This window comes from Orbaceae bacterium lpD02 (assembly GCA_036251875.1).
GTDB classification, from domain to species: domain Bacteria; phylum Pseudomonadota; class Gammaproteobacteria; order Enterobacterales; family Orbaceae; genus Orbus; species Orbus sturtevantii.
Window position 1 is genome coordinate 785,035 of sequence record CP133960.1, and the last position, 13,178, is coordinate 798,212.

The 13,178-nt window shown below is 36.8% G+C and carries 10 protein-coding genes; 9 read left to right on the forward strand and 1 reads right to left on the reverse strand.

The window, feature by feature from the left end; genetic code table 11:
* Positions 1-77 precede the first annotated feature (77 nt).
* From RHO12_03460 to RHO12_03500, 9 genes are all read left to right on the forward strand, one after another.
* Entirely contained in the window at positions 78-938 is an 861-nt protein-coding gene (locus RHO12_03460) for a PRD domain-containing protein (protein WVD66840.1), read from the forward strand.
* A 178-nt stretch (positions 939-1,116) separates the two neighbouring features.
* Positions 1,117-2,994 (forward strand): beta-glucoside-specific PTS transporter subunit IIABC, encoded by a 1,878-nt coding sequence (locus tag RHO12_03465; GenBank protein ID WVD66841.1) that lies wholly within the window; start codon positions 1,117-1,119, stop codon positions 2,992-2,994.
* A gap of 10 nt (positions 2,995-3,004) precedes the next feature.
* A complete protein-coding gene (gene ascB / locus RHO12_03470; protein ID WVD66842.1) occupies positions 3,005-4,396 on the forward strand; it encodes a 6-phospho-beta-glucosidase in 1,392 nt (463 codons plus the stop codon).
* Positions 4,397-4,420: 24 nt separating this feature from the next.
* Complete coding sequence (locus tag RHO12_03475; protein ID WVD66843.1) at positions 4,421-5,206, forward strand: histidine phosphatase family protein; 786 nt, start codon at positions 4,421-4,423, stop codon at positions 5,204-5,206.
* 121 nt (positions 5,207-5,327) lie between these two features.
* Positions 5,328-6,659, forward strand: coding sequence for a hypothetical protein (locus RHO12_03480; GenBank protein ID WVD66844.1), 1,332 nt, complete (start codon positions 5,328-5,330; stop codon positions 6,657-6,659).
* A gap of 46 nt (positions 6,660-6,705) precedes the next feature.
* Positions 6,706-7,458 carry a histidine phosphatase family protein gene (locus RHO12_03485; protein WVD66845.1) on the forward strand — a complete coding sequence of 251 codons (753 nt, stop codon included), beginning with the start codon at positions 6,706-6,708 and terminating at the stop codon, positions 7,456-7,458.
* A 151-nt stretch (positions 7,459-7,609) separates the two neighbouring features.
* Positions 7,610-8,302, forward strand: coding sequence for a phosphate regulon transcriptional regulator PhoB (gene phoB, locus RHO12_03490; protein WVD66846.1), 693 nt, complete (start codon positions 7,610-7,612; stop codon positions 8,300-8,302).
* 11 nt (positions 8,303-8,313) lie between these two features.
* On the forward strand, positions 8,314-9,609 hold the full coding sequence (phoR, locus tag RHO12_03495; GenBank protein ID WVD66847.1) for a phosphate regulon sensor histidine kinase PhoR: 1,296 nt from the start codon (positions 8,314-8,316) through the stop codon (positions 9,607-9,609).
* A 73-nt stretch (positions 9,610-9,682) separates the two neighbouring features.
* On the forward strand, positions 9,683-10,159 hold the full coding sequence (locus RHO12_03500; protein ID WVD66848.1) for a GNAT family N-acetyltransferase: 477 nt from the start codon (positions 9,683-9,685) through the stop codon (positions 10,157-10,159).
* Between the two features lie 302 nt (positions 10,160-10,461).
* Here the strand turns inward: RHO12_03500 and RHO12_03505 are convergent, their stop codons facing one another.
* Positions 10,462-13,131, reverse strand: a complete 2,670-nt coding sequence (locus tag RHO12_03505; protein WVD66849.1) for a filamentous hemagglutinin N-terminal domain-containing protein — start codon at positions 13,129-13,131, stop codon at positions 10,462-10,464.
* Between the last annotated feature and the right edge of the window lie 47 nt (positions 13,132-13,178).

Consider the following 13,178-nt stretch of genomic DNA (forward strand, 5'->3'; position numbering starts at 1 on the left):
AACTATTTTTTCTTTGCGTATTATAATGCATCACAATAATATAGCCCCCTAATTTGAGAAATTTTTTTTAAACAGTAATGAAAGTACATAAGATATTAAATAATAATGTAATTGTAACACTCGATAAATCAAATAATGAATTAATTATTATGGGTCGAGGCATTGCTTTTAAGAAAAAAGAAGGCGATATTATTGATGAGTCTTTAATTGAAAAGCAATTTTCACTTAATAATAAAGAGGCTCTACCTCGCTTTGCTGAACTGTTATCCGAAATCCCAGCCGAGATAATTACCGTCAGCGAAATAATTATCAACCATGCCAAATCGGTTCTTGGTGAAAAACTACAAGATAGTATTTACATCTCTCTCACCGACCATATCAATTTTTCAATTGAACGGCATAAACAAGGTTTTGATATTCCGAATGGATTTTTATGGGAAATTAAAAAGCTATACCCTAAAGAGTTCAACATTGGTGAATATGCTTTAAAAATCATTAAGAAGCGACTAGGTTATGATTTACCAGAGGATGAAGCTGGATTTATTACGTTTCATATTATTAATGCTCAACTAAATGATACCATGCCAAATATTGTCACGCTAACAAAAGTGATGCGTGAAATATTAAATATTGTTAAATATCATTTCAAATTGGAATATGATGAAGAAAGCTTAACCTATCAACGCTTTATTACTCATCTTAAATTTTTTGCCCAGCGAGTCATTAATGGTAATTTTGCCGCAAGCCAAGATATTTCTTTATATGAAATTGTGAAAGAGAAGTATCATCAATCTTACCTATGTACTAAACGCATTGATTTACATCTCATACAACAGTATGAGCACCCTTTAACTGATGATGAAAGCCTCTATTTAACAATACATATCGAACGTTTACGCAAAGAGCTACAGAATCAGACTAAATTAGATAAAATGTGACATAGATCAAAAAAAACACGTTAATAATGAAATTCTGCTTTTCAATAATATAAAAATAATGGTAGTCTACATTTAAATTTTGGATTGTTACTGTTATTTATTATAAATACAGGCAAAACCTAAATCCCTCTTAATCGGGGGATTTAGGTTTTTTTTTGCTTTCAATATAGGGGGGATTATGAAAAATAAAGAGCTGGCTGATGCAATCATTAAAAATGTCGGGGGCGATAGTAATATCATAAGCCTTGTTCATTGTGCAACTAGACTAAGATTTGTGCTTAAAGATAACGCTATCGCAAATGCTGAAACGCTAAAAAAACAAAAAGGCGTTATTATGGTGGTTGAAAGTGGCGGTCAGTTTCAGGTCGTCATTGGCAATAATGTAAGTGATGTTTATAACGATATCCTGGAAATCGCTAAAATTGATACTGACGCTAAACCAACCGCGGCAAAAAACAAACAGAATATTTTAGCTAAATTAATCGATATTATTTCAGGTATTTTTGCACCAACCTTAGCCGTTTTAGTTACGGCAGGTATTTTAAAAGGAATTGTTTCACTTCTCGTCATTAGTAATGTTATTACTGAACAATCACCAACCTATAATATTTTATATGCTATTTCTGATTCAGCATTTTATTACTTACCGATTATTTTAGGCTACTGTGCCGTTAAAAAATTTGGCGGTAACCCATTTATGGGTATGGCCTTAGGTGGAGCAATGCTTCATCCTGGAATTTCTGGCATGTTAGGCGGTGCACTACAAAATACTATTGATTTTTTTACAATTCCAGTCATGTTAGTTCCTTATCAATCATCAGTTATTCCAGTAATATTAGCTGCTTGGTTCTATTCATTGTTAGAAAAAAATTGTAATAAAATTTTTCATGATTCCTTTAAAAAATTTATCTCACCACTTTGTGGTTTGATCATTACCGTACCATTGACATTTATTGTTATAGGCCCGATTGCTACTTTTTTAAGTAATGCTGTTGCAAGCGGTATTATGATCGTTTATCAATCTAGCCCGGTTATTGCATCGATGATCCTTGCTTCGGTTTGGCAAATATTAGTCATCTTTGGCATTCATTGGGGAATGATCCCAGTATTTATGAATAATATTGCCGTGTCCGGATCTGATTTTATTATTCCAATCCTTATTCCTGCTGTATTTGCGCAAACCGGTGCGGCGTTTGGCGTAATGCTACGAACTAAAGATAAGGACTTAAAAGCATTAGCTAGCTCATCGGTGTTATCAGGATTGTTTGGTGTTACCGAGCCGGCAATTTATGGCGTTAATTTACCTAATAAAAAACCGTTTATTTTTGGCTGCGTAGGCGCTGCGATTGGAGGAGGCGTTGTTGGTTTATATAACACGCTGATTTTCTCTTTTGGTTTTCCAAGTGTATTTACTTTTATCCAGCTCATCCCGTCCAGCGGTATTGATGCGACGGTTTATGCGGCAATTATTGCAACGATTATTGCTTTTGTTGTTGCCACAGTGCTCAGTTATATTTGGGGCTTACCTAAAGCAGTCGATGCATCTATAGCGGCTAGCGATACTCAACACGTTACGGCTGAAAATGAACAGATACAAGCGATAAATATTAGTAGCCCAATCACGGGTAAATGTATCGCTTTATCGCAAGTCAATGATCCTACATTTGCGAGCGAATTAATGGGTAAAGGAGTTGCTATTATACCGAGTGTTGGGGAAGTGCTCGCGCCAGAAGATGGGGAAGTTGTATCACTGTTTAGAACCAAACATGCAATCGGCTTTATGACTGATTCTCAAGTTGAAATTTTAATTCATGTTGGAATCGATACGGTTAAGCTTGACGGAAAATATTTTGCAGCTCATGTTGAAATGGGCGATAAAGTAAAAAAAGGAACAAAACTGGTCAGCTTTGATATTGAGAAAATTAAACAGGCTGGCTTTGAAATATCGACACCAATTATTATTACCAATAGTGATGACTATGCCGATGTTAAGTCGATAAATAGCCACGAAGCAATTGAATCGGGTGAATCACTATTAGCATTACAACCAAAATAAGGAGCAATATATGACTATACAATTTCCACAAACATTTCTTTGGGGTGGTGCTATCGCGGCAAACCAAGTTGAAGGTGCATATTTAGAGGATGGCAAAGGGCTATCCACCTCAGACTGTACGCCTTATGGCATTTTCGGCGACATTATTGATCGTAACCAAACGAACATGACAAGCATTAAAGATACTGCGATTGATTTTTATCACCGTTATCCTGAAGATATTGCTCTATTTGCCGAAATGGGCTTTAGCTGTTTACGAATTTCAATTGCTTGGACGCGAATATTTCCTAATGGCGATGAAGATCAGCCTAATGAAAAAGGACTTGAGTTTTACGACAAACTTATCGCTGAAATGATAAAACACAATATTGAACCAGTGATTACCTTGTCGCATTATGAAATGCCATACCAATTAATCAAAAAATATGGTGGTTGGGGAGATCGTAAACTTATTGATTTTTTCACAAATTATGCGAAAACGGTCTTTAATCGTTATCAAGGTAAGGTTAAATATTGGCTAACGTTTAATGAAATCAATATGTCATTACATGAACCGTTTACCGGTGTTGGTTTAGATCGAACGAGTAGCAAAGAGCAGATATACCAAGCTATTCATCACCAGCTTGTTGCTAGTGCAAGAGCGGTTAAATTATGTCATCAAATCATGCCTGATGCAAAAATTGGTAACATGCTACTTGGCGGCCTTGCCTACCCTCTTACCCCTAAACCAGAAGATGTTTGGGCTACCCATTGTGAAAATCATGGTTGGTTGTACTTTGGCGATGTACAGGCCCGTGGCTATTACCCTAGTTATATGACTCGTTATTTTAAAGAAAATAACATTAACCTTGAAATAACTGACCAAGATCGACAAGACCTAACCGAAACTATCGATTTTATCTCCTTTAGCTATTATATGAGCTGTTGTGGCACCGCTGATGACTCGCTACGTCAGAAAGGCAATATTTTAGATATGGTCCCTAATCCACACTTACAAGCCTCCGAATGGGGATGGCAAATCGATCCAGTTGGGATTCGTTATTTACTTAATTTACTCTATGAACGTTATCAAAAGCCGTTATTCATCGTTGAAAATGGATTAGGTGCTAAAGATAACGTTGAGGCCGATGGCTCGATCAACGATGATTACCGCATCAATTACATTAATGATCATCTGGTACAAGTACATGAAGCGATTAAAGATGGTGTTGAACTACTTGGCTACACTAGCTGGGGACCAATAGATTTAATTAGCGCTTCAAAAGCTGAAACATCAAAACGTTATGGCTTCATTTATGTAGACCTTAACGAAGACGGTACCGGCACATTAAATCGTAGCCGTAAAAAAAGCTTTTATTGGTACCAATCTGTGATTAAGTCTAATGGCGGTACCTTAAAATAATCGCATAAGATATTAGGAGCTATAATGAAATTATCAAAATTGATTATCATTGTATTACTTAGCATTACAACCGCTTTAGTCGGTTGTTCAAATCAATCTAAAAATGATGATACTGTCACGATTTATTTTGCAAGACATGGTCAAACATTGTTTAACAGCTTTGATTTAGTGCAAGGTTGGGCTGATTCACCATTAACAGAACAAGGTATTGACGTTGCTCGTTACCTAGGTGAAGGCCTTAAAGATATCAAATTCGATACCTATTATACGAGCGATGCGGGGCGTCAGCGCCAAACGATGCAAGTTATCTTAAAACAGATGGGTGTTAAAAATTATACAATTAATGAGTTGCAAGGGCTAAGAGAAGTCTTTTACGGCGGTTATGAAGGCGGGGCTAACGCTAAAATTGTGGCTGACAGCATGCATTTGCTGGGGTACAAAACTAGTAATAGCTACTTCAATGACTACAAAGCTGGAAAGCTAGCAATAGCACCAATGGTTGATGCAATTGCAAAAATTGATCCAAAACACCTAGCTGAGACTTATTTGCAAGTAAAATCAAGAACACAAGATGCACTCAATACCATGGTTCAAAATGCATTAAACAATGGTGAAAAAAATGTACTCGCTATTTCATCCGGAATGTCGATGCAAGTTATGATCTCTGACTTAACAGATAGTATTGAACGCAATAAACCATTGAGCAATGCCACTGTAGTAAAGATAACCTACAAAAACGGTCAATATCATATTGATGAAATTGGCAGTTCAAATTATATAAACAAAGGTAAAAATTTATTAAATAAATAATTGTGCGATCGTATAAAAACAAAATATTTAATTAATAGGATTGTTACTGTAATGCAGGCAAAACCTAATAGTCTAGATAAAATAGCTTATTTGGATTGTTGGGTTTTTTTAAGGGAAAATTATGAAAAAACTAATACTATTAGGCTTAATTTCGGCATCATGTGTAGCACAAGCTGCCGAGAGTAGCCATTATCAATTCCTTGATAAGTTAGCTGAAAACTCATTTTTTAAAGATACGAAAGTTGATTTAACGCTAAGAAACTATTGGAAGTATTTGAAAGAAAACGAAGCTCAGCCTAAAGAGGTTCATAGTGCTTGGGGTCAAGCATTTGGTCTGGATTATAAATCGGGCTATTTTTTAGACTTTATCGGCTTTGATGCCACATATACTGGTGTTATCAAGTTAGGCGCGAGTGATTATTTCTCCACTCGTGGTTTACTGTATAATGATGGCACTGGCATGAATAAAGATAATGCTAAAGGCTTCAGCAAAATAGGTCAGCGTTATGTCAAAATAAAACTTGGCAACGATGAGGTGAAATTCAACGGTAAATATGGCTGGCAAATACTCAAAAATTATGGTGTATTAACTGCCTCCAATCGTCTATCACAAAATAGCTATTTAGGTTATAGCGGCATATTATCTTATGGTCACTTATCATTAGATACCGCTTACGTAACGTCCGCGATCAACCGTGACTCACCAAATAAAGTCCATTTTCAAACCAAAGATAAGAAAAATATTGATTATATTTTTACGAGTGGCTTAACCTATAAAGATCAAGATTTATTCTTGACCTACAATTATGGTGAAGCAGAAGATTATCAACGTCGCCATGTCATTGAAACCGCCTATAAACCGACAGAACAATTAACATTAGGTAGCCAAATTTATGGTAGCTATGCTTTGGATGAATACAAAAATATGGCAGCAAGCAAGAAAGAGTACGACAACCATGCTTGGCATTATGCGGCCGATGCCAAATGGCAAGAACAAGTGTGGAGTATGAAATTTGGTATCGCCTATACCCAAGCGAAAAAAGAGAATGCAGTCGGTAACTATGGTCGCCATATTGCAGGCAATTCACGCGGACGATTCAATGCGCTAACCTCTGCTGGTGTTGATTATATGCGGGATGGTGAATTAGCATTAACCGCAGTAGGAACATATAATTTTATTGATGAACTAACCACTGGATTGCAAATTAACTATGGTCAATTTGACTATAAAGATAATACCGTTAGAACGGGAGAGCTCAATATTTTTAATCGCTGGGCTCCAACTGATCCTAGATTAAAAAACTTATCGGTCTTCTCTATGTTTGGCTATGGTTGGTCATATAAACATGGTCGGGATGATAAAACCCCGACGTTAGACCACAATAATAAGTACCAACGTTCACCAAGTCTATCAGGTGAAGTGATTATTGAGTACCGATTTAATTTGCTTTAATCAAATAAAGTGATTATGTCTATTTAAGTAAACTAAGGAAAGAAGTATGAAAGCATTATTCAAATCAACCAGTATTATTTTACTATTAGCTATTTCGTGTTCGAGTGCATTTGCTGCTGATGTCTATTTGTATGTAACTCGCCATGGTAAAACCATGTTTAATACCACTCATCGAGCACAAGGATGGTCTGATACGCCACTGACTAAAGCAGGTATTGAGGTTGCTGAGCAGTTAGGTCGCGGTTTAAAAGGCACTGATTTTATTGAGGTTTATTCAAGTGATTTAGGCCGAGCAAGACAAACTGCAAGAGTTATTTTAGCCGCAAAAGGCGATAAAATTGCGATTAAGGAGCTTGAAGGACTGCGTGAAACCTGTTTTGGCGTTTTCGAGGGTGACTTAGATCCTAATATGTGGGGACCTGCAGCTAAACATTTAGGTTATAACTCAGATAAAGAGTTAATGCAGGATTTCTCTGCTGGCAAGATAACCATCAACACCATGATGGATGCGATCGCCGCCGTTGAGCAATCTGGGCAAGCTGAAAACTATCAAACAGTGAAAGAGCGTATGCAAAATGCACTAACCATGATCGCTAAATCAGCTCAAGAACAAGGTGGCGGAAATGTTCTTATCGTTTCTCATGGTATGGCTATTTCAGCAATGATTAATGAGATGACAGATAAACCGCTGACTAGCCAGCTAGGCAATGCCAGTGTGACAAAAATTCGTTACACCGATGAGGGCAAATTTATTATTGAGTCTATTGGCGATATGAGTTATATCGAAAAAGGCAAATAAATAAAAAATCAATAGCCCGACCTGATAGATCGGGCTATTGCTGTTAACTTATCAATACTATTCATAGTATTTTACTCATATCATAAAACTGTCATATAATTGTCTGATAATTGTTGTATTAATATAACGTTATTGAGTGATAATTACTGTTATGACTAAAACCATTCTTGTTGTTGAAGACGAACAAACTATTCGTGAACTGGTCAAACTGTTACTCGAACAACATGGCTATCATATCCTCGAGGCTAAAGACTATGCCAGTGCGGTTAAACAAAGCCAATTGGCACAGTTTCATTTAGTTTTATTAGATTGGATGTTGCCTGGCGGCAGCGGGATTGAGTTTATAAAGTATGTAAGAAAGCAACCGCTAATATCGCATATTCCCATCATAATGCTAACGGCAAGGCAGCATGAAGACGACCAAATATCCAGCCTTAATAGTGGCGCTGATGATTATATTACTAAGCCGTTCTCCAATAAAGAGTTGCTCGCTAGAATTAATGCAATATTGCGCCGAGCGTATCCTGAAAATGACACTATTATTAAATTTAACGACCTAAAAATTGACACACAATCCCACCGTGTAAGTGTAAATAATCAAGAGATTGAACTCTTCCCTGCCGAATATAAATTACTCTCATTTTTTATGAGCAAACCTGAGCGAGTATTTACTCGAGAGCAGTTAATTGATCATGTATGGGGACGAGATAGCTATATCGACGATCGGACCGTTGACGTTCATGTTGGCCGTTTACGTAAACAATTAGAAATATCTGGTTATCACAGCTATATTCAAACTATACGAGGCAGTGGCTATAGATTTTCAGTTAAAATAGAAAAATAGCAGGAGACATTTTGTTAAAGCAAAAATTTTGGCACCGAATGCTACTCGAGATCGCAATAGTATTATTAATCGCACTAATATTAGGCGCTATTTATCAAAAAATAGTGCTATTTTTATTATTAGCCTTTGTACTTTTAATGCTTTGGCATAGTTATAATCTTTATACATTATCCTCATGGGTTTGGCAGCAAAAGACACCATATCCACCTAATAGTATTGGTAGCTTTAATATTATTTTTTACGGATTGCATAAGCGCCAAAAACGGATACGGCAAAAACAACAGATGCTCGGCAAGTTTATTAAACAGCTGCATTATGGAGCTAAATCTATCCCTGATTCCGTTATACTGACAAATAAAAATGGCAAAATAGACTGGTGCAATAAAATTGCTCAATATCAACTTGATATCCGCTGGCCTGGCGATAAAGGACAAAATATTATCAATCTAATTCGCCATCCTGAATTTACTGATTATATTAAAAAAAAGGATTTTACAGCTCCCCTTACCTTACTGTTTAATAATAAAAACTATATTGAATTTCGTATTATTCCCTATAGTGCTGAGCATTGGATGATGATTATTCGTGATGTCGACCAACTCTATTTAGCCGAAAAACAGCGTCGTGATTTTTTCACGAATGCGAGTCATGAGTTACGAACACCGCTAACCGTAGTAAAAGGCTATTTAGCGATGTTTAGCGAAAATTTAGTACCCGTTAATAAACAACCAAACATCATTACCACAATGCAAGGACAGGTTGAACGAATGGAATCATTGATCGGACAGATTTTAACTTTGAGCCAAATTGAAAATAACCCGATAAAAAACCAGCTCCAATTAGTTGCCATGCCTGAAATATTACAGAATATAATACAAAATATTAGGCAAATTTACCCGCAATACCATTTGAAAACCAATATTGATGATAAATTATGCATAATGGGACATAAACAGCAACTTTATAGCGTTGTGAGTAACTTGATCTATAATGCAATTAAGCATAATCCAGCCGGGACCGATATTACCATTTGCTGGCGAAAAACAGCGTTAGGGGCTTATTTTAGCGTGACTGATAATGGCAATGGTATCGCTAAACACCATATTCATCGATTAACCGAACGATTTTATCAGGTTGAAGCAGCAAGAACGCAAGTAAAAGATAGTTCCGGATTAGGTCTGGCTATTGTAAAACACGCACTGCTTAATCATGCCAATGCCAAACTTGACATAAAAAGCGAATTAGGTGACGGAAGTTGTTTTGCATTTACGTTACCAACCCATTATATTTATAGCGATATAGATTAAAACGGTCACTTTAATTCTTTTTACTCAAATACCGCCTGGCAAAACAGGTAGATATTTATTTTAGGTCATATGTATGAAAATTATCTCAATCCGTCAGCAACCTGAGTTGTTAAGCCAAGCAATCAACTATTTTCAGCAAAAATGGGCGACTGAAGAATCGATGATGGTATATCAAGATGCAATCACGCGTTCGATTAATGCCCAAAATCCCTTACCGCAATGGTACTTATTGCTTGATAAAAAAGTAATTATAGGCTGTGCCGGACTTATCCCTAATGACTTTATTAGCCGGTGTGAGCTATATCCTTGGCTTTGTGCGTTATATATTGATCCAAATTATCGCAACCTTGGATTAAGTAGATATTTAGTCAATCATGTTATTAGTGAGGCAAAATCATTTGGTTTTAGTGATATTCATTTATGCACGGATTTAATCGGTTATTATGAAAAATTAGGTTTTACCTATAATGGTTTAGGCTATCATCCATGGGGCGAGTCATCGAGCGTTTATTCTAAAAATATCAGTGAGATTAGCACAAATCAAGTCTAGTTGTTACCGGTCTTGACGTTAGTCGAATAAGATTGAAATAGTTTTTGTTACATAATTTTATTAAGCTATTTTTGCTAACTGCCACGTTACAACAACCATTTAAAGCAAAAATCAACACTATTCAATGTTCAATTCTGATGTGAGGAACTTTAGCATCCTAAAATAGCTAAGATTAATATGAAAAAACGCTGTCTTATGGGAGCTAAATAGAAAAGCCCAATACGTTGTATTGGGCTTGGACTAAGGGTGCTATAAACACCCGTTAACTAGTTTTTTTATTACCTAGGATTATATACTTTAAATTAAGGGCAGCCAGTGGTTGTCTTAGTTTTATCACCAAAATTCCCCACAAATGTGAATGATTCACATTTGCTTGAGCGGAGCTTACTAGTAACATTATAAAGCTTCATACTATACCCCTTACCGCCATCAACAATGGTTGTTTTATTGTCTGCATTATAATCAAACATTTCATCTTTTAACGTGCCTGTTATATGCCTATTACCGCCAAGTATACTATTATAGTTTGTTACCTTATCTGCTGACAGGGTAAGATTTGTGCCACTACTAATTTTAGCTTGAATACCTTTATTTACCACCTGCGTTTCATAGGTTGTTTTATCATATTCAAAAGCATAATAGTCAAAATACGACCCCTCTCCTGCTACATTTAGCTTCTTTATCTTGCCGATTCCGGGCACTTCCGAGGCGGTTGCTGATGTATAGACTTTTGTACGCCCCTCATCCAAGGACCAATCTTTGACAGTTTGGGTTCCAAGGAACGTCTCTTCTGTTTTGAACGTATCATTAATGTTGTTAATTTCCTTCGCCGTAATCGTCACATTACCTTTTGCTTCTATCGTGGCTGAATGGTTATTGACTGCATTCGCTTTACCTGTCGCATTGCCTTGATTATTAAGGCTCTTACCTATATTTAAAGCTCCGCCACTATATATTAAACCGCCAACGTTATTATTAAGGGTTGTTAGCGCAAGATTCATCGTATCAGCTGATTTGATTCTACCACTGTTGTTAATGGCTTGCTGGCTAGCTATGTTAATATTTTTAGCACTAATCTCGCCTTTATTATTAATTGTTTGTGAGCTACTTAAATTAATATCTTTATCCTTGGCTTCAATGCGACCCGTATTATTAAATAGACCATCGACTGTAATGTTTAAATCACTATAACCAAAAGAATTATCAATCAATCCTGCATTATTTACGCTAGAGCCTTGCAAAGTTACATTATTATCAGCAGTGATAGAGCCTTGGTTATTAATCGCTTGTTGACTGACTAAATTAACATTTTTGCCATAAATTTTGCCAAAATTATCAATTGATTGCGAACTAATTAAATTGAATTCCCCGTATCCCCCCCAAATACTACCAGTATTGGTAAATTTGCCATCGATAATAATGTCATGAAAATCGTCTTCATTAACAATTCCTTTCGAACCAGTAAGATTAATTCCGGACGGGCTATAATTACTCAAAGAATCGAACCTCGCAATAGCAAAATTGCCCGCACTGAGCTTTCCACTGTTACTAATGGCTTGCTGACTGGCTAAATAGATATTTCCGCTATAAATTACCCCTTCATTTTCAATTCCTTTTTGGCCATTAAAGTTCACGTTGGCCTCAGGATCACCAGATATGCTAGATAAAAATCCTGTTTTAGTGTTAACAATTTTACCATCAGCAATAACATTTACATTATCTGCATAGATTGAACTGGTATTATATACATCCTTGGCTTGCAAGGTAAGGTTATTAAGACTAGAAATCAAATAGTTATTATTAATAGTTTGCTGGCTAACAAGGGTAACATTTCCACCATAAATACCGCCTTCATTATCAATACCTTGAGAGCCGTTAATATTAATATTAAGATTTAAACCTTCTCCTGAATCGTAGTTGTACTCATTACCGATAGAGCCGCTATTAATATTGGTGATTTTACCATCAGCTGTAATCGAGACAGTGTTAAAGGTATCATAGGTACTAGCACGAGCTATCTTGCCTGCATTATACACACCCACGCCTGTTTCAGTGCTCATCAGTATGATTTTATTAGCATACATCCCCCCTAAAGCGGCAACGTCAATGGCTAACTCGGGTTTAGCATCATTACTTTCCAGTTTTTCGATTTTTTGCAAATCCTGACTGACTTTGTTTTTACCGGCAATAACCGTTAAGTCATTCGCGTGCATTTTGCCATTAATGCTTACCGCCCGGGCAATTAAGTCCGTATAATCTTGTTCACGGCTATCGAACTCACCATTAATAGTAATATTACCTTGTTCAACCTGATACCCTACTAACTTGCCGTCTTCACCAATAATTGCGCTACCGGTAGTAAGCGTTGCTCTATCGGCATTAATAAAGCCACAGCCATTACAGGTAATACCCGCTGCGTTAGCGATGACCACTTGGGCTTTTTGCCCGGCGACTTCGATTTTACCGTTCAGTTGGCTAGCATTAGCTGAGTTAATTTCATTTAAAATAACCTTAGCGCCGCCAGAGTGAGCTAAGTTGCTATTACCGGCAATATTGCCACCTAGCTGAGTGTTTGATGACTGCGCGCTGTTATTTAAAATTACGCCGTCTCGTGATACATCAAATTGGTTGTATTTATTGTGTGAAACGCCTGCTTTATTGGCTTCTTGAATATTGACTACCGTTGGGCCATTGGGACGCTCGATAATGGTCGGGCGCTGTGACTGTGCAGCGCTGTTATCACTGATGATGGTGCTCGCCTGACTGTGGGTTACGATACTCACCATACCGAGAGCCACAAAGGTTAAGAAGCTCAGTGGTTTTAATGCTGCAGTCACTTTACTATGGCTAGCGGTGCTGGTGGCTTTTTGGCTGCTGCGCCCTTCACCTTGGTGACGCTTAACGATTTCCGCTACCACCATCATGATGCCGCGCGCTTTGTTAAAAATAATACGATAAAAATGTTTATTCATAATTGATTCCGTTTGTATCTGTGTTTATTCGTGTAACTATTTACACT